The sequence below is a fragment of the Paenibacillus sp. LK1 genome (assembly GCF_002750415.1).
In the GTDB taxonomy this organism is placed as follows: domain Bacteria; phylum Bacillota; class Bacilli; order Paenibacillales; family Paenibacillaceae; genus Paenibacillus; species Paenibacillus taichungensis.
Window position 1 is genome coordinate 609,807 of sequence record NZ_PEII01000001.1, and the last position, 25,663, is coordinate 635,469.

Here is a 25,663-nt window from a genome sequence, read left to right on the forward strand (position 1 = left end):
CCCTCCCGTCATATGTTGGACCCTGCAACCGATTGCCCCAATTCGCAATGTTCCCCAATCTGCAAAAGTCCGTTCGCTTGCCGGCCCTCCGGCGTGTCTGTACTCGCTGCTTTTTGTATATGCCCTCTCAGGTCCATCTTCAATTATCCGTTGCCCTCTCCGCTAACCGGCCGGAGTTACCCCTTCACTGCGCCTACGGTTAGGCCTTTGATGAAATACCGCTGGAAGAATGGATATGCCAGTACGATTGGACCAATACCGACTACAGCCATCGCCATTTGCAGTGTCTTATTTGGCAGATTCAGCAATCCGCCCTGCGAGGAAATCTGTGAAGAGACATTGGAGTTGGATGTTAAATATTGAATATCGAGCAGCGTCCGGTACATAAGGTACTGAAGACTGATCGTCCGGTTATCAGATATAAAAATCATGCTGAGATACCAATCGTTCCAGTAATTCAATGTACTGAACAGTGCAACGGTCGCCATCACTGGAAGGGAGAGCGGAAGCACGATACGTGTAAACGTTCTCAATTCACCCGCTCCATCAATCCGTGCCGATTCAAGAATCGATACCGGAATGGAGTTAGCGAAGAATGTACGCATGACCAGCACGAAGAATGGTGACAACAGTAGCGGCATGATCAGTGCCAGAATCGAGTTTTTCAAATCCAGTACGTTCACATAAACGAGATACCACGGGACCAGACCGCCATTGAATAGCATGGTGAAAAAGATGAAAAAGGCGAACCATCCTCGATACGGCAAATCCCTCCTGGAAAGTGGGTACGCGTACAATGCCGTCAGCGCTACACTCGTTATTGTACCTATCACGGTTACGATAATTGAAATGCCATAGGAATGGATGATCTGATCCATGTCCTTGAACAGAAACTCATAGGCAGTAAGGCTAAACTTCTCCGGAATCAGCTTATACCCGTTCGCAATGACCGTCGTCTCGTCCGAGAATGAGATTGCAAAGACAAGCAGGATCGGCACGATGCAGGCAATGGCATAGAATATAAACATAGCGTGTATGATAGACGCGGAACGCCGCGACACGGCTAATGGATCACGTGATTTCACAGCTGGCTTGCCTCCTCTCAAAATAATGCATTATCTTTGTCCATTCTCCTAACGATGGTATTGGATACGAGAACAAGTACAAATCCGACAACAGCCTGATACAGCCCGGCTGCCGAAGACATCCCGATATCGCCGCCAATAAGGAAGGTTCGGTACACGTACGTATCCAGAACGTTCGTCACCGGGAACAATGCACCCGATTCCAGCGGAACCTGGTAGAACAGACTGAAATCTGCGTAGAAAATACGACCGATCTGCAGCAATGTCATAATCACGATTAGCGGTACGAGAAACGGAACGGTAATGAAGCGAATCTGATGCCACTTACTCGCGCCATCCAGCACGGCCGCTTCATAATATTCCTCATCGATACCTACCACTGCTGCCAGATAAATGACGGCATAATAACCAATATTTTTCCATGTATTCACCAGCGGCAAAATGTACGGCCAATACTTAGGCTCTGAATACCAGTCAATTGGTTGTCCGCCAAAGAGCTGAAGAATCGTTGAGTTCATGAAGCCCGAATCCTTGCCGAGAAACGCGAGCACCAGATAGCTGACTACAATCATCGACAGAAAATACGGAAGCAGCATGAGTGACTGATACAATTTGGACATCGCCTTGTTTTTCACTTCATTTAACAAAATCGCAAGCCCTACACCTACAAATAAATTCAGCGCAATAAATACCGTGTTATAAGCGAGCGTATTACGTGTGATCTCCCAAGCATCGCTGGTGGAGAATAAATACTTAAAATTATCCCAGCCGCTCCACGGACTGCCCCAAATACCGTCGGCATAGTTTACATTTTTGAATGCAATCAGAACGCCAAACATCGGCATATAGTTGTTTACCAGCAGAAATAGAATGCCTGGCAAAAACATGAGATACAAAACCTTGAATTTACCTAGATTGTACAGGACAGACTTTCGTTTTCGAACCGGTATGTCCCTTCCATCCGATAGACGTGCTGCCTTACCCACCTGGGGTTGTGTCTTCATAACTTGTTCTCCCTCACTCCTCTTGAATTTCATCCTCAGGATGAAACACCGCTGTGTCTCCTGTGGTTCAAGTATACGGCGGGGCGTTCAGGTCCACTATCTGCTGTGGTGACCTGTTCACTTATCAAATTATGACTTTAGGGCACAAAAAAACAAAAGACGCAGCATGCTGCGTCAAATCTGTACCGTTCGGGACTGTTTGCGAAACTCCTGTGGGGTAATGCCCGTGCACTTTTTGAACATTTTCGTAAAATGAGAGTAATTGTAATACCCGACCTTGCCTGCGATATCCGTCACCTTCACGGTAGACTGGGACAATAATGTCTTCGCTTTGGCTACTCTGCGCTGGAGAATAAATTCGGAAAGTGACATGCCCTTTTCTTTACGAAACAGGCGGGATAGATAGGCTGGATTAAATCCGGCAAAGGATGCAAGTTCTTCTCGCATCAGCTCTTCACCAATATGATTTTCAATGTAAATGCATAACTGGTCCACAATCGTCATTGGACTGTGATCGTCCGGGTACAATACCGGGATGGCACGACTAATCAGGTCTGATGTCCACTGCTTCAGTTGAGGCAGCGAACGTGTCACAACGTTTTCTTCCGGCTCCCGTTCTCCGGGATACAGACTGCGTACGGATACATTTTTCTGATGCAGCAACGGGTAGATTACATGCAGCATTGCATGATAATACAAGCGCAGAATTTCGGGTGACAAACGCTCCTGTGAAGCCAGTAATTCAAAGATTTCGTCCACACGCTCGCGCAGGTCGTCAAACTTTCCCGTTTCGAACAGGATGGACAGCTCGGAGAACCACGGTATTGGCAGAAAACGATCCTCCGTATCTCGGCCCACCTCGTCATAGATAAAGACCCCTTCAAGCTCGTTGATATTGCGACGCTCCATGTCCATCAGCTCATTCAGCATCCCCTGTAAATCTGTAACTGCTACCGGGACTCCGACGTAACAGGACAATCGGCAATAAAAGTAGGTACCGCACTCCTGAATATAACTCTGACATCCTTGTGCCATTTCACTCGCCGTAGGTATGATACCGTTCTGTTCGTATGCAAGCACAATATTTAGTCCACTGTGATCCTGAAACACTTCCCCAGGTTTGTCACCAAGCAGCATTTCCTTGGCAGCATTGCGGAGCGCATATTCCAGCACCTCCTCGTCACGCAGATCGAAGTCTCGCACCCATTCTTCGACGGATATAACAATCGGCAACACGCGCACTTGCGGATCAATCTCGGCTCCATATACCTCGGCCAGCTCCTGAAGCTTTTGCTGGGTTAAGGTTACACGCTGTGAGATGGCGTCTTTCCAGAAACGCTCGGTCAACAGGGGTTTATGCGTTTGCCAGCGTTTATACACGGTCTCATATACTTCATTGGTGCGGGAACGCTGCTCGTCATCCTTGATTTTGTCCATTGCCTGGCTCACAACCTTGAGCAGCTGGTCTGCGGGAGCAGGCTTCAGTACATAATCGAAGCTGTTCAGCTTGATTGCCGTTTGGGCATAATCGAACAGGGCATGACCTGTAAGAAAAATCGTCAGCATGCCGGGATCATGCTTTAACACCCAGCTCTGCAGATCCAGTCCCGTTTCACCCGGCATCTCAATATCACAGATCATAATATCAATGGGATGGGCTTTCATCAGCATTCTTGCTTCTTCCGCATCACCAGCACTGAATACCTGGTCAATTCCGGCCAGGCTCCAGTCCACCCCTTCCACCATCGCTTGCAGGGCGTATACTTCATCATCCACGATCAACAGGTTCCGCATAGGCTCTCCCTTCTTCTTCTTCCGTCTGGGCAGGCATATGAATATGGACTGCCGCCCCTCCTTCAGTCTGATTGCTAAACTGCAATCCGGCATGTTCGCCGTACTTTACAAGCAGCCGATGGATAACGTTCCAGATGCCAATGTGCTGTCCACCCGGATCTTCGGCGTATTGCCCTTGCTGCAGGCGCTCCAGTATGTCTTGCTCAAATCCAACACCGTTGTCTGTAATCGAAAGTTGAAGAACCGAAGATGCTTCAGGATCAGATAACGTTTTCGACTTCCGTACTGTTATGCAAATAACAAAAGGTTCTTTGCGACGCTGAAAGCCATGAATAATGGCATTCTCCACAAAAGGTTGAATCGTTAAGGGCGGCAGCACATACTGCCCAAGATCCGGTCCAACATCCAGTACGAAATCCAGCTTGTTGGGAAACCGCAGCTTTTGGATCTCCAAATAATGACTGATATGTTCCAATTCTTCATCCAATCGAATGACACGTTTGCCTGCACGCAGGCTGAACCTGAAATAATCTGCCAGATGACCAGCCATCTGCTGCACTAACTCATGCTTTTGCAACGAAGCCAAGCTATGAATGATATTCAATGAATTCAGGTAAAAGTGAGGATTGATCTGCATCTGCAATTGTTTAAACTCTGCTTCCCTCGTGCGCAATTGCTCCTCATACACATCAATCTTCAAATGCTGGATCTCACTTGTCATCTGATTGAAGCTGTGCGTGACAAACTCCAGTTCAGATGAAGCAGGCGTCTCAAGCCTCACATCAAGTTCTCCTCGGCTAACCCTCCTCATCCCACGTATGAGCACATTCATCGGACGGAATAGGAGCTGCCTGAGAAAAATCATAGCTGTGATCAGAATGACCGCTGCACCAATTGGAAGCAGGCGAATGATCTGCTGAAAAAATGGCAGGTTACGCATCATGTCCTCCTCGGGCAGCAGGACGATATAATTCATCTCAGACATGGCTGAGGCAATGCCAAGCATCAGATACTGACGTGCACTGCCTGTGGACGTTACTTCAGAGATCACCTGGTAGGGATTATTTAATCCCGTGATATGGGCTGCGGCCAATTTGATTTGTGCCGGGTTCAGGGCTGAATCGGACAGTGCCCCGCCATCTGCTCCCACGATGACTGCGCCTCCCCGGTCACCGGACTCCGTAAATTGTTCGGGGTGATTCAGTGCATTCATGTCCACAAGAGCCCCCGCATAGAACTGGGCGTTGATCCGCACCGTTTTGACCAAGGCATTCCATGTGCCTCCCTGAACGATGCTCCACTCTGGCTTCTGGATTTCCCCCTCCAGCTGCTGCATCTGAACCGGCATGCTCTCCTGCACAATCGACATTTTGACATCATAATTGCCTGAAGTAGCGAGTAACAGATCGTCATTCACAGCATCGTACAGAAAAAATGAATCGATCAGATTATAAAATCCGATATCGGTCATGAATTTGTTCATAATACGCTGTTTGGCAATAATATAATCGCCGCTGCCGTATTTGAGAAAAAACAGGGAGATAATGTCCGGGTCTCGCTCGCCCAGACTGTATAAATAACGATTGGTCTCCTGCAGCACACGCTCGTTCTGCTCCACACTTTTTGCAAGATGATTCATATTGGTGAGAGACACTTGATCACGTACAACTTTCATGGCGTATACGTTGTTGTAATATAGCAGCATGAATAGTGGCAGCATGATCAATGTCAGACCCACGATAAACTTAAAGCGCAGTGAACGGATGAAGTTCATGAATTCCCGCCCTTTTGTGTAATCTGAATTTCAGTTCTGTTGCACATCGTTGTAACCGCTATCAATATCAAGCGATTTTTTCCGTGTTCTGATGCTGTACCTCTGCTTTTCTTCCATCTTCTTCCTTATAATGGCATGTTTATTGTAGTCATACTTGCTTGCATCTGTCTATGTGGTTCCGTGACCTGTCACTGTCAACTCTGGTGACTTGCACTTCTTGGCTTTAGTACGTGTTCGAGGGCCCATGCTCTAATTAGTTCTCCATCTGTAAAAAAAATCCTTCTCCATCCTCCACGAACGCCCGGTGATGACATGCATACGATATATCACTCCTTGGATTGACACCAAGGATGTAAGGAGGCATGTCCGATGAATATTCAACTCGTCCCATTGCATTATGTATATCTGGCATTTATCGTCTTGATTATCGCCGTGATGGTACGGCGTAGAGACACAACCATCATTTGTGTCGCAGGTATCATGACCATTGGACTCCTGGCAACTGAAACATTAAGCGGATCGGTTTCAGGAATCTTCAACAGTTTTATCTACGCAGCTAAGGAGCTGCTCAGCACCATTTTTATCATCTCGATCATTGTTGCAATGAGCCGGGTGTTAATTCGGACGGGGATCAATGAAGTCATGGTGACACCACTCACCCGGTTCATCCGTTCTCCACAGGTCGCCTATTGGGGAATTGGATTCATTATGATGATTGTATCATTGTTTTTCTGGCCCTCTCCTGCCGTTGCCCTGGTTGGGGCTGTACTTCTTCCGGTAGCCGTACGAGTCGGACTTCCTCCCATCGGCGCTGCCATTGCCATGAATCTGTTCGGTCACGGCATTGCCTTATCAGGGGACTACATTATCCAAGGGGCACCCAAACTGACAGCTGATGCAGCTGGCCTTCCCGTTACCGCTGTTATGACTGCAAGTATCCCACTTGTCATAGTGATGGGGACGGTGTCTACCGTAATGGCATTCTGGATGCTGCGCAAGGAGATGAAGTCAGGTTCCCCCGTTAAACTCAGTGATCCGATCTCTGGTGAAGCAGTAACCGTTCATCCACCTTCGTCAGACTCTGCGCCGATTTCCGAGGAGCCAGCCGTTCAACGTCAAGCAATGCCCCCACGTTTGCAAAAGGCATTCGCTCTGATCATCCCATTGTTATTCTTAGTCGACGTCATTCTGATGTTTTTACTTAAATTACAAGGCGGTGATGCCACAGCACTAATTGGTGGAACGGCCGTGCTCATTCTGATTGCCGTATCACTTGCCGCGCATCGTCATACAGGTCCGGAAGAAACAACAAACTATTTAATTGAAGGATTTCAATTCGGATTCAAGGTGTTTGGTCCTGTCATCCCGATTGCCGCTTTCTTTTATCTTGGGGATGCTGCGATCACAGAACTGTTCAACAACCCGCTTCCTGCTGGATCACACGGTATTGTGAATGATTTGGGGGTTGCTCTTGCAGGGCTAGTGCCATTGAATAATACGGTAGGTGCTATAACGATGACTGTGACCGGAGCGGTCACGGGAATGGATGGTTCGGGGTTCTCTGGAATATCCCTGGTCGGCTCCATTGCGTCCATGTTTGCAGGATCGGCAGATTCCGCACCTATATTGACGGCACTGGGTCAGGTCGCCGCCATATGGGTAGGCGGTGGGACCTTAATTCCATGGGCCTTAATTCCAGCTGCGGCCATTTGCGGAGTCAGTCCATTTGAACTGGCACGCCGCAATCTGAAACCTGTACTGTTGGGGTTAACCGTTACAACTATTGTGGCTATCTTTCTAATCTAATTGCTTAACCGTGCTATTCGAACTGAAAAGACGTACGCAAGCGTGCCCATTGCCAAAGCTCATCCTTGCTCATTGAGGCCAGATGAAGCATTTCCTCATAAGGGTCTCCCTGAAGTCCCAGGACCGCAGCGAATGCAGGCTCCGTCTTCCAGCCTTCCAGCTTCAATTTGCGAATCTCCCGATGTCCTGCTGCACCCCAGAGTTGCAATAATTCCCACTCTACCAACATGTGAATATAAGCATTCTGCTTGCGTACAGATAGGGATTGAGCGAAAATCTCTATAGGCCAGTTTCCAATTTCCATACTACAGGTCACATAAGGACGCTGGCCAGCACGGCCATCCCCCCGGTCGCATCGAAAACCCTGCATTCCGCTTAGTTGTTGGTACACCAAGGTTTCGAACGCCTTCAGATCCGCTGCCTCACATAATAGATCAAGATCACTTCCGGGAATATCAATATCAATTGGCACTGTTCCAGCCGGATAAGGCTGGTAAGCAGCCAATATGCTGAACAATCCACTGGATTGCAACACCTTATACGCATCCTGCTGACGCTCGTTACCCGAGGCCAGATGTGCCATTACATCCGTAGTTGTAATCATGTCACAACCTCGGGAAGCGGCTCATTCCGACGCTCCTGTAACGACTTGTTTCACTCGTCCCACCTGTCCACTGGTCAAACGTACTTTGATCCCATGCGGGTGTGTGGGCGATTTGGTCAACAAATCCTTCACGATACCGCGTGTCAGTTTGCCTGTCGGCTGATCTTGCTTGAGCACGATATCCACTTCAAGACCCGGTTTGATATTTACTCGTTGTTGTCCATTCATGGTTTTCTCTCTCCTCTTCAACGTATTCCATGTCATGTAGCCATAATTTACAAAGCTTCATCTATTGTAGACGTTTTGAATTGAAAACGAAAGCCATGTCCCATGTTCAAAAACATAACTGAACTGTTATTTTCGCTTTGGAGAGGGATCAGAAGATTTGCTTTTCATCACTTTCAGAGCTGATCGATAGACTTCATCTGCACTCTGTTCAGGTTCTTTTGTCTCCGTCAGCACCGTTTCGTCTTCCACTTCGGCAGGTTTACGGAAATGAAGCAATGCTTGGCGATAAGCTTGATCACCATCTGTAGTCTGCATCTCTCTTTTCTGTGGTGAAGGGGTCACTTCCGATGTAGAATCCATCTGGTGAGTCTCCGTTTGCCTATGATCCGCATGTTCCAAAACCTCTGCATGCTCTGCCTCTGCGTAAATTCGGTCTTCCTTTTGGGCTTGGTCTTCTTCATGTAGTAGGACAGGCCCTTCATCCACTTCTGCTATTTTGGAAGCTCGTGCTTCTGCAGCCTTGCGGGACGATCTGGAGTTATAAATCATCAGAAACACAACCCCGATAACAACGATTACCGCCAAAATGATCAACATATGAGCATCCTCCTTATCATCCGCCTGTAGGCAGCCTTAATCAATATATTGGTGCCCTATTCTGCGAATAATATTTCATCTTGTTTCGTATAGAGCGACAAAGTAGCGGGAATGCTCCAAACAGGATTGTCAGCAGAAGACTTTCAACACCTAGCGAAGAGAATGTTTACAGAAAACCGAATTGAGGAGGGAATGATCAGCATGAATTCACGTGCCATTTTGATCAATATCATTGTTATACTGGTGATTTTGGGAGCCGGGGCCGCCGGGATCTACTATTACAACCAATCCACCAGTTACGTTAAAACCGATAATGCGCTTGTTACCGGGCAGCCGATCTCCGTGGCTTCCGCAGTAGGCGGTGAGCTTAGATCCTGGAAAGGTAAGGTAGGTACAACATTTAATGCAGGCGATACCGTTGCCACCGTTACCGCTGCGGGAAAATCAACATCCGTGACAATGCCGGTTGATGGTACCATTGTACAACAGACCGCCGTCGAAAATTCACTAGTATCTGCGGGTACACCCCTCGCACGGGCCTATGATTTCAATAACCTGTACGTGACGGCCAATGTGGACGAGACCGCGATTGATAAAATTAAAGCGGGTCAGATCGTCGATGTATATGTCGATGCTTTTCCGGATACGACATTGACAGGCAAAGTAGACCAGATCGGACTTGCCACTGCGTCCTCCTTTTCGCTGCTACCGTCGTCCAATACCAATGCGAATTACACTAAAGTAACACAAGTCATCCCGATCATCATTACGATCGAAGGATATAAAGGACTGGGTGTGGTTCCCGGCATGAGCGCTACCGTGCGCGTTCATATTTAAGGCTGCTGATGGATAATCAAGTACCTCTTGGAAAAACCATCGCTGTCCTGCTGCTCGGCGCCTTTATCGCCATTCTGAACCAGACTTTGCTCAATGTAGCCATCCCCCATCTGATGAATGACTTTAACGTATCAGCAACGACCGTGCAGTGGCTGTCCACAGCCTATTTGCTGGTGAACGGGGTACTCATTCCGATTACCGCCTACTTGATTGAATCGTTCGGAACCCGCAAATTATTCGTGACTGCGATGCTGTTGTTTACGTTAGGTTCGTTGATCTGTGCCATCAGTCCTGGATTTACGGTCATGCTCATCGGTCGTATCGTACAAGCCAGTGGGGCTGGTATTATTATGCCTTTGGTTATGAACGTGTTTCTGACTGTGTTCCCTCCTGAGAAACGGGGAACTGCCATGGGCACGATGGGCATTGCCATGATGTTTGCTCCAGCCATTGGCCCGACGTTATCTGGATGGATCGTGGAACATTATACATGGCGGATTCTGTTTTATATGGTCATCCCGCTTGCCTTGCTTGATATTTTGTTTGCCTTCATTTGGCTGAAAAATGTGTCCAAACTTACTTCGCCGAAATTTGATGGTTTTGGCGCTTTATTCTCCACCATCGGTTTCGGCTTTCTACTATATGGATTCAGCTCTGCCGGAGATAAAGGCTGGACCAGTGCAACTGTGCTGTTGACACTGATTATCGGCGTGCTCTTCATCGTCTTCTTTGTACTCAGAGAAACGGCCATGAAGAACCCTCTGCTAGAATTTCGTGTATTCAAATACGATATTTTCACCATCTCAACGCTGGTCAGTGCAACGATTAACATGGCACTCTTTGGCGGAATGCTGCTGTTACCGATCTACCTGCAAAATATAAGGGGATTCTCTCCCCTGCAATCCGGATTGTTGCTGCTGCCTGGTGCATTGCTAATGGGCGTTATGTCTCCCATCTCAGGAGCGCTGTTTGACCGGATTGGCTCTCGCCCGCTTGCCATTGTCGGTTTGATCATTACCGCCATCTCAACCTTTGAGTTTAGCAAATTGACGGGGGAGACGCCCTATGGTCACATCATGATGCTATACACGTTTCGTAGCTTCGGCATGTCCATGCTGATGATGTCTGTACAGACAGAGGGGCTAAATCAATTGCCGCCTCATCTCACCAGTCATGGTACGGCCATGTCCAATACGGTCAGACAGGTCGCTGGTTCGATCGGGACCGCCCTGCTCATCACCGTGATGGCGACACGTGCAGGTATTCATTTGGCGGATTACAGCAACACCGTGACCACAACCAATGTCGCACTGACAGAACAAGTGGGTATTCTCGGCACGCAGATGGCTACTGCGGCTGGAATGCCGCCTGAGCAAGGTTCAAGCCTTGCATTACAGCAGCTCTATGGTATCGCTGTTCAGACGTCAACGATTGAAGGCATTAATGATGCTTTCATTGTAGCGACCTGGATTTCAATCATTGGTCTGTTTCTCTCATTATTCCTGCGGAGGGCTCGCTCCCGTCCTCGTAAAGTCAAGCCTGAACGCTAAAATGGCCTTGGGCAACCTATACCTACCCTTTTTAAATAAAAGGAAACAATAAAAAACCGCACGTCTCTTCAATCCAGAGACGTGCGGTTTTTGGCTTGTACTATGGATGCTGCGGTAAGGATGAATTGTCATCCTTTGCAGCCTCTCTCGCCTTAACGGCAAGCAGTTCCGATACAGTTACAAAACGATAACCTTGTTCCTGCAACTTGGGCAGAATCGTTTTTAGCGCAGCAACCGTCTGGGACTTGCCCTCCACCTTGTCATGAAACAGAACAATATCCCCGTTACGTGCGTTCTTCAGCACTTTGTTCACAATGGCGGATACACCTGGTGAAGCCCAATCACGTGTGTCCTGATGCCAGGACCATAGCACAATCGTATAGCCTTGCTGCTTGGCGACCTGAATGACCATGTCATTGTAATAGCCTCCCGGGGGTCTAAACAACGTGGGACGCTGCGCCCCTGCTCCAACAATGGATTTCTCCGCTATGTTCATTTCGTGGCTGTACTTATCCGCCCTTGTTGACCTGACCGCGTACGTATGTGCATACGTATGATTGGCGATTTCATGTCCTTCCCGTTGCTCCTGCTTTATCAGATCAGGAAATTTTTCCGCCCATTTGCCAAGCACAAAAAAAGTGCCTTTGGCCTGATACTGCTCGAGTAAAGCCAGAATCTGCGGGGTCTGGACCGGATCGGGCCCATCATCAAAGGTAAGTGCGATGAGTTTATCATGTGTGGGAACCTCCCACACAATCTCTCCCCGTTCCTCATAATACTGTCGATTCTTCTGCACAGGTTTGGCGTAGGCAGAGCTACTTCCAAGCAAAAAAACAAGCGCACACAATCCGATGCATCGGGCTGCCTTCAGGTTCATGTTTATGTCCTCTCTTTATCTTCAAACGTAAACTCCCTGTTAGCATTTCCCGATTCACCAGAACTATTTAACGAAATATTTGATCAATGACTGCAATTTCCTCAGCTGTGAGCTCAACATCCAGTGTTTTCAGATTGTTGATGACCTGCTCCGGTTTCTTGGCACCAGGAATGAGCGCATCAATGGACGGCTGAGTCAGATACCAGGCCAGAACGAGATGTGCGACCTCAGTCTCCTTGGACTGTGCAATGCTGCGTAGTTGTTCCACCTTGTCCAGATTCTGAATAAAGGCTTCCCCTGTGAACAACGGGTTCTTCGCCCGCCCATCCTGAAAGGTTGTATCCCGATTATATTTGCCACCCAGCAGCCCTGCTGCCAGAGGGAAGTAAGGTACAAAAGAAATGTCATGCTCTGCCGTATAAGGCAGCAATTCTTTCTCCGCTTCTCTTTTGAACAAATTATATTCAGACTGAAGTACATCCACAGCTCCATCCTGATTCGCCTCACGCAACTGGTCAATGGAGAAGTTAGAGACTCCGATGGCACGGATTTTACCTTCGTCCTTCAAACGTTTCAGCGCCCCTACAGCCTCATCCTTCGGTGTATGTTCATCCGGGAAGTGAATATAAAACAAATCGATGTAGTCTGTCTGCAGGCGTTTCAATGCCTCATCAACCGAGGTTTTGAGGAAAGCAGGTGAGTTATCAAAAACTACCTTGCCATCCACGAATTTATGTGCAGCTTTCGTTGCAATGATGGTATCTTGGCGCTGACCCGTTTCTTTCAGCACTTCACCAATTAACCGTTCTGAATGCTCAGGTCCATAGATGAAAGCAGTATCCAAAAAGTTAATGCCCTGTTTCAAAGCCGTACGAACAACATCCTTGCCTGTCTCATCATTCAGCATATTCGGATAGATGTTATGTCCTCCTACTGCATTTGCCCCCAATCCAATCGGGTTAACAATCAGATCGGTTTTGCCCAAGCGAGTACGTTGTTCTGCCATGTCTCATCCATCTCCTTTTCTGAGCGTTGGTAACTCACATATATTATATCAAAGGATTAAGCATATTTAAAATATCGGGTTTATCGGATTAGGTGTTTTTCAGCGCAGTGGCTTCCACGTCATTAATGAATCGACGGAGTTTTGCAGCCACATCGCGATTAATTTCACCATTTTCGTATAGCTGCTGTATGGTATTGCGCTGCTCCTGCATGGCCACCATTTGCAATTCCAGCTTTTCCTGATCAAATGGATCTTCCGTTTTGCCCTGGTTCCAGGTGCGTAATTTGGCAATAACCCGCTCATATCTAGAGATGACCGACAGAGCCACAATCCGGTTACTATCGTTCATGTTTGCACGAATCGCCTTGATCGCCGCTTCAGAGGTTCGCATCTTCACTTGACGGAACAGATCCGCATTCTCAATCATAAATGGCTGATCCGGCTTTTTTGAACGATTCATAAACACATGACCAAACACGCGACCAATTTCACTGAGCGAGAACATCATCTGGGTATTCGTACGGTTCGCAAGCATCATTTCCTTCCGATCCAACCAGCTGTTACATCTAAACGCGGCTTCCGAAGCAATTACATTTTCATCCATCATCTTCTCAATCTCTTTACGTTCAGCCCGCGTAGCGATGAGATTTATTGCTGTTTCCTGTTTCAAAATGTCCTTGCGCTTACCGGCAGTAAGCTCGCCAGCCGCCTGCCTGATATATTTCGACAGATCGGAAACAACCGCAAGCGCAGCAGCTTTGTTCTGGTCGTTCATTTCCGACTTCACTGCACGAATGGCAGCATTCAGCATAATATCCTGTGCTTTTCGTTCCGTCGTTTGCGGTGTACCTTCTTCCGCTTTTTCTTCGTTCTTCGCAAGAATAGGAAGGAACACACTTGCAGCAATCAGAGTGAACAGAATCACACCTGCCGCCAGGAATATGATCAGATCCCTTTCCGGAAAAGGAGACCCGTCTTGGAGAACATACGGGATGGAGAAGGCCCCCGCCAGTGTTACAGCCCCTCTCACACCCGAAAGAGTAATAATCGTAATTTCTTTCAGCCGAGGCTTCCCGCTAGACAACGCCTCACCGGAATTTTCATTACCTTTCCAGAACAGATAGATCCAGACAAAACGAAGCACCAACAATAGCACTGAAATGAGGCCCACATAGCCGAGTACTTGGAGGTTATCAAACGAGACATTCTCGAAGATGGTACTCAGTACATCCGGGATCTGTACCCCCAAAATGACAAAGACCAACCCGTTCAAAATAAATAAAATAACTGACCAGGTACTGGCAGATACCACCTGCATCTTCAGTTGTACGGACTCGGTCCGGTCTCGCTCAATTGCATGAATGATTCCGCCTGCGACGACCGCAAGAATGCCCGAAACACCCACCTCTTCACTTACCAGATAGATGACGAAGGGCGTAAGTATTTGCAATAACATATGAATGGTGACATCTTCCATCCCCAGACGCCGAATCCAGACACCGAGTCGGATCAACAAGAACGATAACAAGGCACCAATCAGCAACCCGCCAATCGCGATAAGTATAAAACTAAATGACGCCTGAGCCAGGGAAAACACCCCTGTAACCGTGGCGGCAATCGCAAATTTGAATGCAACCAGACCCGATGCATCATTCATCAATGCTTCTCCCTCAAGAAGCCTATGTATGCTCTTGGGTAAATGCACACGACCTGCCATAGCGCCTACTGCCACAGCGTCTGTCGGGGACAGAATTGCTGCGAGTGCAAAAGCCGCAGGAAGAGGAATGGTTGGAATGAGCCAGTGAATGGCATATCCTGCCACGACAACCGTAACAAATACAAGGCCCAGGGCCAGCAAAAGGATGGGCGCTCTTAGATTCCACAGCTCGTGCCTCGGTGTTCGCTTCCCGTCGTTGTACAGCAACGGAGCGATAAAGAGCACGAAAAACAATTCCGGATTCAGTGGCAGATGCACACCCGCAGGTAATAGTGCAATGGCTACACCGAGAACAATCTGAATCAACGGAACGGGGATAAAGGGTACAAACCGGTTCAAAATATTCGATAAACCGATCAGTACCAGCAAAACAAGCACGGCGATAAATAGTTCCATGATGACAATCCCTTTCCGAAAAATGAAGTGGTGAAAACCATTTTGTATAGCCTTATTTTAACATAAACCAAAGTTTATTATAAAAATGTTGTCATATCGATCCCCGTCTAATGCGAATGGATAACAGTCCGATTGCAGATTTCTGATTGGTTCTGTTTATAAGATGTTACAATATGCTCAGGACAATACCCGTTTGGAAAGGAACTTGGTGTCTATGGCATTTGGAATTAAACGACAGGAACTGGCCGAGTGGAAAGAACGTGTATCTCGTGGCGACCTTGCCTATCTCACTCATTTCTGGATCGACAATCGTTTTCCGGGCATTACCAGTGTGACCAAAGTAGGCTGTTCGGATCTGAAACGGCTTGAGGATTGGTGTAGAGAGCATGAACTCGACCCACGTTATATCCATCGGCGTCAGCCTTTTCCCCATTTTGACCTGCTCGGTAAAAAACAGAAGGAAATCCTGATCCAGGAAGGTCTGAACGATCACATTCAACGCTTCCATCTCTGACTGGAAAAATTAAAAGCCAGCCTTCAAGATTTAAGTCCCAAAACGGGCTCATTCTTGAAGGCTGGCTTTTTACATCCCAAATATTTAGCGATGCGTTTGTTCCAACGTTTTCATTTTCTCTAATAATTTTAGCTCAATTTTCTTCAGCATGCCAAACATCTGCAGTTGTTCCTCTTCCGTAAGCGCCTGCAAAAGTTCCCATGTCATTCGACCGCGATTATTAATTAACGTTTTTGCAAGCTGCTGCCCATCTTCTGTTAAGGATAACCATACAATTCTTCGGTCCTCTTCACTGCGCACCCGCTGAATCAGACCTTCGCTCTCCAGTTGATTCAGTACAATTGTGGTTGCTCCAGAAGATAGACTAAGTTGTCTGGCCACATCTACAGCCATGCAGCGTTCTTCACGTAAAATCATGCCCAATATATGACTTTTCGTCGGGTTCAATTTGCAGTTTGTTTCATTCTTTTGCTGCTGATCCAATACTTTATTTTTATATCTGAAGAAGGCCTCCAACAATTGATCCACATTTGCCAATTGAGAGTTTCGCTCCGTATCCGGGCTCATAAACGTTCCTCCTACCTTTGATCATAACCTACCTTATATTGTAACATATTTGTACTATTTTGTTTGTGAAAAATGCGCTTGTTTCCCAGAACCCTTTACTTGTCTGTAAAGTTCATGCTTATTTTGCGGTTTCATGTGACAAGCTACCTTATAGCATGAACAGATAACCACACAAGGAGGAATCAAGCAATGAACATTTATATTGTTTTCGATAGTGAAGGCGGGCATACACGAGCGCTTGCCGAATCGATTGCTGCTGGCGCAGCCAGTGTGCATGGTGCAACCGTTCATTTGCATTCCACAGAAGAAGCCGACATCTACAAGCTGGTGGAAATGGACGCCATTATCTGGGGCTGCCCCGGACATTTTGGCTCCATCAGCTCCGGGTTGAAAAAGTGGATCGACAAGCTGGGCTACCTCTGGGCAGAGGGCAAGCTTGTCGACAAAGTCGGTGCGGTGTTCTGTACCATCGCGACCGAGCATGGAGGACTGGAGTCAACGTTGATTCATTTGCTGACACCGATGCTCCATCAGGGCATGATTATTACCGGGCTACCTGGCAACTTTGCAGATAACGCATTATATGGCTCCTATTATGGTGTTGGAGTGACTTGTCCGGTGGACAGTGATGATCTGCTCAGCGAACAGGGCATAGCACTGGGTAAAGCTCTGGGAGAACGCGTGGCTCGCATAACCAACCGATTGATCACATAGAAATCAGAGTATTTCACATAAAAGAAATTGCTGTTCTTATCAAGCCTGCGCTCATAAGCTGAAAAGCAATACAGCAGGCTTGAACTCCTCTTCCTGTATAGAAATAGAATGATTCTGTTGCAATCTTGGATTGAATTTGTTTATAATAACGTATATCTTTAAAGTTACTTTTAGTTACTTAATGATTTTTATAAATCTGTTATTATAAAGTAATACGATATTCATCCATTATATTGCAAGGGAATTTTACACATGAATCAAAATACGCATTTAAAAACTGACGTTTGTATTGTCGGAGCTGGTCCTGGTGGGGCTCTACTCTCATTCCTGCTGAAACGACAGGGAATATCCACCATTCTGATCGAGCGCCAGCCGCACCTGCTTAAGTCGTTTCGTGGCGAAGTACTTAATGCAGATGGTGAACATGTATTGAATAAGCATGGGTTATACACTTCTGTTACCCAACGTGGCGTGCTGCCCCTGGAGCAAATTCAATACTGGGAGAATGGTCAGATCATCCACACCATTTTCCCTGGAGAGCAAGAATCCCATGTAGGCATTCATGTGCCGCAGGATCATCTGCTGGAAGTCATCGTGTCACAATCACAGCACCAGAGAAACGAACAGGTTCTTTATAATACGGTTATGACTGGATTGTTACGAAATAAGGCTGACCATACGGTTGGCATCAACATTCGGCAAGAAGGACGGCCTGCTTCCATTGAAGCAGCGGTAATCGTTGGTGCAGATGGCAGATATTCAGCTGTACGCAAACACGCTGGTCTGACCCCGGATATCCGCAAACATGGATACGACCTGTTATGGGCTCGCATTCCTGCTCCAACAGGCTGGGAACCTGCTGTTCGAATGGCCAGTATGGATGGTCAGCAGTTGGCGTTATTCTCACAATTCGGAGGATACGTGCAGATTGGATGGAACATTCCGCAAGGGTCCTTCTCCAAGTTGCGTGAACAGCCTTTTGCTCCCTTTGTACAGAAACTCGTGGCGGCCTTCCCCTGTCTCGCTGATTCGGTAGCTCAACATATCCAGACATGGAGTGATTTTGTTTTGTTATCCGTAGAGAGCAGTTTCGCCGAATTATGGGCGCAGGACAACGTGGTCTTGCTTGGTGATGCCGCTCACACGATGACTCCAACGGGCGCTTTTGGATTGAATGCAGCATTGGAAGATGCAGACGTGCTCGCTGAGTTACTCATTGATATGGCCGCCGATCAATTCACTTCTACAGAACGACTGCAAGAGCTGCAGGCCAGACGTGGAGAAAAAGTGAAGCAACAGTTGGCTAGGCAACTGGAAATGGAGTCTTCGTTCCAGCAGCGGTACGAATCTTTTCAATAATGATGCGTGTATTTCAAGCACCGCGTAATCAACAAACAGCCGATGACTCCCAGTTGGGGAAGCATCGGCTGTTTTGTTTTTTTTATGGAGTTAACCTGAATGTCTCTAATTTGGGTCCGTAAACATTCATGAATTTATAAATAAATGAATAGATAAGTTCTGATTTATTTCATACTGTCTTTCACAAGTGCTGCAAAAGCTTCCGAACCTTCCTTCGTTAGATGTACGCCATCTTTTTCGAAATATTCGTCATGCCCCTCGCTTGCAGTGTGCCAATCAATAAGAGATACATTGCTATAATCGGAAGCAGCTTCGTTCAGTGCTTTATTCACGGTTCGTTCCCATGGGCGAGGGACTCGCACGGTAACCAGATAAACATGTTCTTCATCTTTCAAATAATCCAGCACAGAATTCAGACTTTTGGAATTAAAGGAACCGTTCGTTCCAAGCTCCAATACGACCTGACTGCCCATTTGGTTATTTCTCTTCAGGCCATCCAGTACATCGGCAGCTTCCCACATCTGACGCCCGATATGACCGTCCACGTGCACACCCGAAATGGTTTGTTCAAGATAAGGCTTGGCGTCCAAAATAACCGAATCTCCAATGACCGTATAGTGAATCTTGCCGTCTTTGGTTGGAGGAGCTGTTTCCTCTTGTTCTTTGGACGAATCTGACGTATTTACAGGATCCTCTGGATGTTCATTACCGTTGTCTTCTGGATTTCCTGGATTGTCGGTGCTGCCTCTGGGTTTACCAATAGCGTGGTTCGAATCGCCAGGAGTTGATCCTTTCTGCTCACCTGAGATTGGTTCCTCCGATTTGGGAGCATTATCTGGCTTCACCGTTTGCTGTTCTTCTTTGCCTGCTGGATCTCCAGCGTTCGCCGCTGGTTTGTCGTTTTTCTGAGGCGCAGGTTGATTGTCAGCCCCAGAAGTGCTCACTGTTGCTGGAAGAACGTCCTGCCCTTTTTCCTCCGTTACGGAATGTTCTCCATTCAGCGTGGCCGACATTGATACCGAATGGGAATCAGAATTCGCTGCAGACGTAATCATCATCTGTGACACCGTAAAGCACATCAACAGAATGCTCATCAGCAAGCCAGCTCGCTTCCACCATACGTTGCGAATACCTGTTGTATTGCGCCCTCTTCCCCATAACCGGGACCAGGAATCACGAAATCCGTTATGACGTATTGGATTTTCAATATATTTAAGTGACAAGGAGGCCAGTGCAACCGTTGCTGCAACCTGCAAAACCATTCGCACAGGATGTGCTCCACCCGTGTCTACCGTTGGACTCGTTAGAATAATAACAGGATAGTGCCACAAATATAAACCATAGGACCTTTCCCCAATCCAGCGCAATGGCTTAGCGCCAATGAGCCTTGCCAGGAAGGATGATGGATGAGCCAGTACACTTACGAGCAATGTCGTCGCTATGGCCTGAAGTACCATTCCTCCTCGATACAATGAAGGGTCGTACTCGCTGCTATTCAGCATCATGTAGATTAACCAAGCAAGCGCAGCTAAACCTAACGCATCCAGGACAAGGCGATTGATGCGGGCAAGGGATGACGATAGCTTGCGACTCGGCCATACCACGGCCAGTGCAGTACCAGCCAGTAGAGCAAATGCTCTTGTGTCTGTTCCATAATAAACACGGCTCGGGTCCAGATCCGGATTATACATGATGGCCATTGCACCAGCAGACAATTCAGCTGCTACGACAATAAAGACGACCAGCCATCCCTTTCTTTTGAACAATATGATTGCTGCGACCAATAGAAGGGGCCATACAATGTAAAACTGTTCTTCCACAGCCAGCGACCAGAAATGCCCAAAGGGTGATGGAGGGCCGAAACTTTCGAAATAGGAAACGTTATGAAAGATATACCACCAATTGCTTATGTATAATACTCCCGAGACAATGTCACCACGCAACGCAGCGAGTCGAGATGGATCTGTGCAGAGCAACCAAATCATCACCACTGCTGTCATCGTGATCATGCCAGGTAACAAGCGCCTTACTCTTCGCACCCAGAAATCACCGAGCGATATCCGGCCATGATCCTGCCATTGTGTCAAGAGAATGTCTGTAATCAAATACCCTGATAGAACAAAGAAAATGCCTACACCGAGCAAACCACCCGGAATAAAACTTAAATTCAGATGATACCCTATGACTGCAAGCACAGCGATGGCTCGCAAACCATCCAGTCCGTTCATATGCCGCTTGCTTTTCAACGATTGTGACATGCGAGCCCCTCCTTGACAATGTGAGTCGACATCATCCATGTCTGGGGCGTTCGAGAACTCCTTGTGGTTCTGGTTGTCATTAACATACGTATTGCACCTTCCATCATTCATTTACAACATAAAGAAGACGAGTTACTTAACCATGATGTTTATGATTACGATTTCTTTATATCTTTGTTGTTATCTCCCGTTTAGCATTATACGCCCGAAAGATTATTCACAAATTACAGCAATAGTTACAATCCAGTGAAACGATGTAACCTTTCCTGCCAAGCATATATAGCTGTAAAATCATACTCTAATTTTATTGTTAAATACAGCATTTTTCATGGAATGGCTAATATTACCTTGCCTTTTATTTCATATATGAGCAGATCCTTCTGAGGGTCTGGAGTGTACGCTTGAGCCAATAGGAAAAGGCTGCCGACTTGCTCAGCAGCCAATAACCATTATAAACCTATCTCTTGCCGGATTGAAAGTTTTGCTCATAATTGCATCTTGGTGCCTAGTCCCCTAGAGGTAAAACGGATGAACCTTCTCTTTCGCACTCCCATCAAGAATCCGATAAGAGGATCGTCCTACATACATTGGAATCTGCAATTTGTCCAGATTAACCATTCCATTTTCTAAGAAGTATTCCGGGTCTTGATACCGCTGTACCACTTCACCTGCAATCCATTCATGATCCCCATATGTTTTGATATCGATTACCTTGCACTCGTAAGCAAAATAAGCTTCGGTCAGAATGGGTACATTCACTTTGATTCCTTCTTCGTATGTAATCCCGAATTTCGAGAATTTGTCTGTGTCTCTTCCACTGAAGGTTCCCGCAGCCTGAATCCACTCCGAATGATGACCCGGAAGGAAGTGTACCCCGAATACTCCACTCTGCTCAATCAATTCATAAGAGTACGTTTCCTTCCTCAGCGATATCCCGTAAATTCCGGGAGACGATCCAATATAGGTATGCCAGCCTGAGGCCATCACATTCTGAATCCCCTTATGACGGGATGTCACTACCGCCACCATGCCGGGATACGAATAAAACATAGGTTCATCTATCGGTTTTCGCATCTGATCACCTCTTCGTTTTCAATAGGCCCATGAGATATAATAGGCTTTTTCTCATCCGTAATTATACAATATAAGTAAAGGATGAAAAAGAATTACTTCCTTCATCACTAATCACTATTTGAATATACGAAAATATTAGCGAAAACGGGGCCACTGCTGTATTTCCCCAATTATTTTTCTCTTGATATTCGAAGATAGGTGTATTAAATTAAAAAATACATTTTTACTATACATCAGTAAGATGAATCAACTGAGATGAAAGGATTGTGAAATGGAAGTTTATCTAAAATATTTCTTGATTGGTCTTGCCATTGCCATGCCAGTCGGAGCAATTACTGTAGAAATGACAAAACAAGGTTTAAAAAATGGGTTTATCCATGGATGGGCAGTTGGTCTCGGCGGTATGACAATTGATGTCACACTTATACTCGCCATGTACTTTGGCTTCGCTTCTGTACTGGCCTTGCCTTACGTGCAGATCCCGCTTTGGCTGGTAGGTGCAGGATTTTTGGCCTATCTGGGCTACGATTCCATTAAAAATGCGGATAAAGATATTACACCCGCAGACGAAAAGACTCAGAAATCATTCTTTAGTACATATCGCAATGGGTTGCTTGTCGCCGTATCTCCAGGGAATTTGATTTTTTGGGTTTCCGTATTCGGTGCAGTGTTATCTGATTCCTATAGCTCATCACATTCAGGCAGCTTTGCTATCGCAGCATGCGGCGTAATGAGTGGTATTCTAATTCATGATCTAGGGCTTTTGTCGGTGGTGTCTGTCACCAGAAGAGTGATGAGTCGCTCCATGATTCGCTGGGTCTCCGTCATAGCCGGAATACTACTGTTTGGATTTTCCCTATACTTCCTCTATGAGTTCATCATGGGGATCGTCGGTTACGTTTAGAAGAGAGATGCTTGTTATGTGAAGAAGGAGTCCACCACTGGCGGACTCCTTCTTCATTTTATTGATTATCTCTAATGAATGCTAAATCCCAATAGTGATCATCCTGCCGCAATGTTTTCGACTTTTACCCTAGCTTTGCCAAATACACTTCCCTCTTCTTCCAGTCTTTCTGCAATTTCAATGATTTTGTCGATGACATTCTTCTCTTGGCTCTCTACCCTTTCACTCGCAATCTGAGCAAGCTTCTCATGTTGCCCAACGCAAATGGAACGACTGGCATACTCAAACATGGGAATATCATTCGCATCATTTCCAAAAGCAATAAAACCATGGGGAGAGACCCCAAGTGCTTGCAAACCTGTCCATTTATTCACACCCTTAGGACTAATATCAATGATGTTCTCTGTTCCATGCATGTATGTAACCACAGGAAGGTTGTGCAATGCCTCCAGCATCTCCTGGTGGTTGCGGCTGCTTAAGACCACTACCTTCACTATCTCGGTTAATTCCTCCAGCAGCAAGTTCTTCGCTCTGCACTCGGGGTCCAGATTTCTTCGAATGGGATGCTCCGGCTTGCCTGAATAACAGTAATCCCATTGACAATCAATGAGATACTCTGCTTCATGCTGCTTCAATAACGCCAGTATATGGTCAGCAATAGATGCTTCCAAATAAACTGTGGAAATCTCAAGCTCGCTGCGATACACAAATCCTCCATTACCGCCTACCAGCGGAAATTGCTGCATATGGACAGGCAGTATAGGCAATAAATCACGAATCGGTCGTGCAGATGCAAAAATAAGTTCATGACCTTTCTCCACGAGAAAGTCCAATGTCTGAACCATTTCTCTGGTTAACGGTTTCCCTTGAAAACAGATGGTTCCATCCAGATCAAATACAAACTTCATCATCATTCCCCCTCGTTTTTCTAATCATATCAAGTTCATATATAATGAAAAGGACCGATGTCCATTCGAGGTGAAAAAAATGAAAATGTACAGGGGATACGAAAAGATAGAACCTTATATGTCCCTTTTTAATTTGGAACAAATCTTTGCTGACGCAGCTTTGCTTCCCATTCAGCTTCGGGAGTATGATTCAGATGAATATGTTCTTACGGAAGGCGATGAGCTAGAAGGGCTTTATTTCCAAGTGGAAGGTCTGACCAGAGTCTCCTCAAGTGTTGAGACTGGCAAGTCTCTTTTGCTGCGTTTCTGCCACCCCTTATCCATTTTTGGTGATATTGAATTGATTCAGAAAGTGGCTGTACAATCACAGGTTCAAGCTGTACAGCCCTCCAAATTCCTGTTTATAGACATACAAACCGTTGAACGAAACTTAATGCAGGATTATCGTTTTTTGAATGAATTACTTAAACATCTGTCCTATAAATTGCAGACATGTACAGCGGCATCCCGAATCAACTCACTTTCCTCCGTTGAAGAACGGTTTGCCATCTATTTGATGTCCACTCGTCTACCCAAAGAGTTTGGCAAAGAAATTAGCACGCCTCACATTCCAGAAATAGCATCCGTAATCGGTACAACGCCCCGTCACTTAAATCGCCTCATTCAGAAACTGTCCGATCTGGAAATCCTGTGCAAAAAAAGAAAAGGGTTTGTTGTGCTCGATTGGGAGCGGGTGGATGAACTATCAAATGGATTGCGTTATGACTAGCATTCATAGTAATCTTGATTAAACACAACTGAGAAATGGGGAATAGCAGTGATTGAAAAAGCAACGTTTGCCGGGGGATGTTTCTGGTGTATGGTAAGTCCTTTTGAAGAGCAGCCCGGCATTCACGGGATTATATCCGGATACATGGGTGGAACCGTAGAAAACCCTACATATGAACAAGTGTTGACCGGGGAAACAGGGCATTTGGAAGTCGTGCAAATCTCGTTTGATCCAGCCATTTTCCCATATGAGAAATTGCTTGAGCTGTACTGGCCACAGATCGATCCTACAGATGCCACGGGTCAGGGTAATGATCGCAAAAGCCAATATCGGGCTGCCATCCTGTATCACAATGAAGAGCAACGCCAATTGGCCCTGAAATCACGAGAGGAACTGGCCAAAACAGGCCGATTCGATAAACCTGTCGTTACCGCTATTGAGGAAGCATCCGTATTTTATCCGGCAGAAGAATATCATCAAAATTTCCATCGCAAAGATCCGAAATATTATAAAGAATCCCGAATTTATTCCGGACGCGATGAAATTATCAAGAAATATTGGAGTTAACTTCTTTAAATCATAAAGCGGCCACATGGGCCGCTTTTTTTGTTGCATCCATTTTACAGTACACCGATTATAGCCTTCAACTCCTCAATGCTATCAATAACCCGATCCGCCTGAGCTAGCTCATCGGCTTGAGCAAAGTCAAAATTACATCCAATGGAAATTAATTTATTATCCTTCGCAGCCTTAATGTCAGACAATCGATCTCCGATAACCATCCCATGAATGATCTTATATTTCTCCACGATGGAGCGTACGAGATCAGACTTATTTTGTGATGAAATCTGCTGTATGCTGAATGTTTCCTTTACCCACTCATTCAGATGATAATAGTTTACGATGGCATTCAAGTATTCGATTTGTCCATTACTCGCTATGTATATCGGTATACTCTTCTCTTTGCAGTAGTGAAGGAACTCTTCTACGTACGGGTACAGGGCACCATGGCCTGCGTCGATATTCGCAATCAACTTCTCATGAAACCATTCATTTGCTTGTTGTCTAATCTGGTCCGAGTATCCGGGCAATAAATTCTCCCAGACGACGGGCAGAGGAACTCCCATAATCTCACGATACTTTTCTATTGGTGTATTCTGCTCCCACAATCCCTTTGATCTCAGATGATTAAAAGTGTCATGCAGAGAAGTCTCCAATATTCGATCTGTCTGAAATAACGTACCATCCATATCAAAAATCAATGAAAGCATAAACGGATTCTCCTCCTTCATATTCAGGATATAGTTTGAGACATAATAGT

General features: G+C 46.3%; 23 protein-coding genes and 1 pseudogene. 9 read left to right on the plus strand and 15 right to left on the minus strand.

Annotation, left to right across the window (positions count from 1 at the left end; genetic code table 11):
* Nucleotides 1-176: 176 nt before the first annotated feature.
* From CS562_RS02795 to CS562_RS02810, 4 genes are all read right to left on the minus strand, one after another.
* Nucleotides 177-1,085: a carbohydrate ABC transporter permease gene (locus tag CS562_RS02795; RefSeq protein ID WP_053783705.1), complete on the minus strand. Its 909-nt coding sequence runs from the start codon at nt 1,083-1,085 to the stop codon at nt 177-179.
* Between the two features lie 17 nt (nt 1,086-1,102).
* A complete protein-coding gene (locus CS562_RS02800; RefSeq protein ID WP_099853465.1) occupies nt 1,103-2,089 on the minus strand; it encodes an ABC transporter permease in 987 nt (328 codons plus the stop codon).
* A gap of 174 nt (nt 2,090-2,263) precedes the next feature.
* Entirely contained in the window at nt 2,264-3,883 is a 1,620-nt protein-coding gene (locus tag CS562_RS02805; protein WP_175381581.1) for a response regulator transcription factor, read from the minus strand.
* Nucleotides 3,858-5,657, minus strand: a complete 1,800-nt coding sequence (locus CS562_RS02810; protein WP_099853470.1) for a sensor histidine kinase — start codon at nt 5,655-5,657, stop codon at nt 3,858-3,860. The genes CS562_RS02805 and CS562_RS02810 overlap by 26 nt, the downstream gene beginning before the upstream one ends.
* 369 nt (nt 5,658-6,026) lie before the next feature.
* On the opposite strand from CS562_RS02810, the gene CS562_RS02815 reads away from it, so the two are divergent.
* Nucleotides 6,027-7,463 carry a hypothetical protein gene (locus CS562_RS02815; protein ID WP_099853472.1) on the plus strand — a complete coding sequence of 479 codons (1,437 nt, stop codon included), beginning with the start codon at nt 6,027-6,029 and terminating at the stop codon, nt 7,461-7,463.
* Nucleotides 7,464-7,476: 13 nt separating this feature from the next.
* On the opposite strand, the gene CS562_RS02820 is transcribed toward CS562_RS02815, so the two are convergent.
* The 3 genes from CS562_RS02820 to CS562_RS02830 all read right to left on the minus strand — a co-directional run bounded on the left by CS562_RS02820 (nt 7,477) and on the right by CS562_RS02830 (nt 8,892).
* Complete coding sequence (locus CS562_RS02820; RefSeq protein WP_076289415.1) at nt 7,477-8,067, minus strand: DUF4269 domain-containing protein; 591 nt, start codon at nt 8,065-8,067, stop codon at nt 7,477-7,479.
* Between the two features lie 21 nt (nt 8,068-8,088).
* Entirely contained in the window at nt 8,089-8,295 is a 207-nt protein-coding gene (locus tag CS562_RS02825; RefSeq protein ID WP_063564738.1) for a YwbE family protein, read from the minus strand.
* A 126-nt stretch (nt 8,296-8,421) separates the two neighbouring features.
* Nucleotides 8,422-8,892, minus strand: a complete 471-nt coding sequence (locus CS562_RS02830) for a hypothetical protein (protein WP_099853474.1) — start codon at nt 8,890-8,892, stop codon at nt 8,422-8,424.
* Nucleotides 8,893-9,093: 201 nt separating this feature from the next.
* On the opposite strand from CS562_RS02830, the gene CS562_RS02835 reads away from it, so the two are divergent.
* Both CS562_RS02835 and CS562_RS02840 read left to right on the plus strand, forming a co-directional pair.
* Nucleotides 9,094-9,729: a biotin/lipoyl-containing protein gene (locus CS562_RS02835; RefSeq protein WP_053783698.1), complete on the plus strand. Its 636-nt coding sequence runs from the start codon at nt 9,094-9,096 to the stop codon at nt 9,727-9,729.
* Nucleotides 9,730-9,737: 8 nt separating this feature from the next.
* Complete coding sequence (locus CS562_RS02840) at nt 9,738-11,279, plus strand: DHA2 family efflux MFS transporter permease subunit (protein ID WP_076289412.1); 1,542 nt, start codon at nt 9,738-9,740, stop codon at nt 11,277-11,279.
* A 100-nt stretch (nt 11,280-11,379) separates the two neighbouring features.
* Here CS562_RS02840 and CS562_RS02845 read toward each other — a convergent pair whose 3' ends face one another.
* From CS562_RS02845 to CS562_RS02855, 3 genes are all read right to left on the minus strand, one after another.
* Entirely contained in the window at nt 11,380-12,156 is a 777-nt protein-coding gene (locus CS562_RS02845; protein WP_076289411.1) for a polysaccharide deacetylase family protein, read from the minus strand.
* Between the two features lie 67 nt (nt 12,157-12,223).
* A complete protein-coding gene (locus CS562_RS02850) occupies nt 12,224-13,162 on the minus strand; it encodes an aldo/keto reductase (RefSeq protein ID WP_099853476.1) in 939 nt (312 codons plus the stop codon).
* A gap of 88 nt (nt 13,163-13,250) precedes the next feature.
* Entirely contained in the window at nt 13,251-15,275 is a 2,025-nt protein-coding gene (locus CS562_RS02855) for a Na+/H+ antiporter (protein ID WP_076289409.1), read from the minus strand.
* Between the two features lie 214 nt (nt 15,276-15,489).
* Here CS562_RS02855 and CS562_RS02860 point away from each other — a divergent pair, with 214 nt between their 5' ends.
* Entirely contained in the window at nt 15,490-15,789 is a 300-nt protein-coding gene (locus tag CS562_RS02860) for a hypothetical protein (protein ID WP_099853478.1), read from the plus strand.
* A gap of 84 nt (nt 15,790-15,873) precedes the next feature.
* Here CS562_RS02860 and CS562_RS02865 read toward each other — a convergent pair whose 3' ends face one another.
* Nucleotides 15,874-16,356 (minus strand): MarR family winged helix-turn-helix transcriptional regulator, encoded by a 483-nt coding sequence (locus CS562_RS02865; RefSeq protein WP_076289407.1) that lies wholly within the window; start codon nt 16,354-16,356, stop codon nt 15,874-15,876.
* A gap of 189 nt (nt 16,357-16,545) precedes the next feature.
* Here CS562_RS02865 and CS562_RS02870 point away from each other — a divergent pair, with 189 nt between their 5' ends.
* Both CS562_RS02870 and CS562_RS02875 read left to right on the plus strand, forming a co-directional pair.
* Nucleotides 16,546-17,070, plus strand: coding sequence for an NAD(P)H-dependent oxidoreductase (locus tag CS562_RS02870; RefSeq protein ID WP_053783691.1), 525 nt, complete (start codon nt 16,546-16,548; stop codon nt 17,068-17,070).
* A gap of 252 nt (nt 17,071-17,322) precedes the next feature.
* A complete protein-coding gene (locus CS562_RS02875) occupies nt 17,323-18,429 on the plus strand; it encodes an FAD-dependent monooxygenase (RefSeq protein WP_099853480.1) in 1,107 nt (368 codons plus the stop codon).
* 164 nt (nt 18,430-18,593) lie between these two features.
* Here the strand turns inward: CS562_RS02875 and CS562_RS02880 are convergent, their stop codons facing one another.
* Nucleotides 18,594-20,687 (minus strand): acyltransferase family protein, encoded by a 2,094-nt coding sequence (locus CS562_RS02880; RefSeq protein ID WP_099853482.1) that lies wholly within the window; start codon nt 20,685-20,687, stop codon nt 18,594-18,596.
* Between the two features lie 513 nt (nt 20,688-21,200).
* Complete coding sequence (locus tag CS562_RS02885; protein ID WP_099853484.1) at nt 21,201-21,761, minus strand: flavin reductase family protein; 561 nt, start codon at nt 21,759-21,761, stop codon at nt 21,201-21,203.
* A 271-nt stretch (nt 21,762-22,032) separates the two neighbouring features.
* Between CS562_RS02885 and CS562_RS02890 the strand changes: the two genes are divergently transcribed.
* The gene (locus tag CS562_RS02890) at nt 22,033-22,665 is read left to right on the plus strand and encodes a LysE family translocator (protein ID WP_099853486.1); all 633 of its coding nucleotides are present in this window, start codon (nt 22,033-22,035) and stop codon (nt 22,663-22,665) included.
* Between the two features lie 98 nt (nt 22,666-22,763).
* Here the strand turns inward: CS562_RS02890 and CS562_RS02895 are convergent, their stop codons facing one another.
* Nucleotides 22,764-23,573 carry an HAD hydrolase family protein gene (locus CS562_RS02895; protein ID WP_099853488.1) on the minus strand — a complete coding sequence of 270 codons (810 nt, stop codon included), beginning with the start codon at nt 23,571-23,573 and terminating at the stop codon, nt 22,764-22,766.
* Nucleotides 23,574-23,652: 79 nt separating this feature from the next.
* Here CS562_RS02895 and CS562_RS02900 point away from each other — a divergent pair, with 79 nt between their 5' ends.
* Together CS562_RS02900 and msrA are read left to right on the plus strand one after the other, a co-directional pair.
* Nucleotides 23,653-24,342, plus strand: coding sequence for a Crp/Fnr family transcriptional regulator (locus CS562_RS02900; RefSeq protein ID WP_076289401.1), 690 nt, complete (start codon nt 23,653-23,655; stop codon nt 24,340-24,342).
* A gap of 51 nt (nt 24,343-24,393) precedes the next feature.
* Nucleotides 24,394-24,909, plus strand: coding sequence for a peptide-methionine (S)-S-oxide reductase MsrA (gene msrA / locus CS562_RS02905; protein ID WP_076289735.1), 516 nt, complete (start codon nt 24,394-24,396; stop codon nt 24,907-24,909).
* Between the two features lie 53 nt (nt 24,910-24,962).
* Here the strand turns inward: msrA and CS562_RS02910 are convergent.
* A pseudogene (locus tag CS562_RS02910) lies at nt 24,963-25,655 on the minus strand (HAD family hydrolase); the annotation flags it as partial.
* Nucleotides 25,656-25,663: the final 8 nt, after the last annotated feature.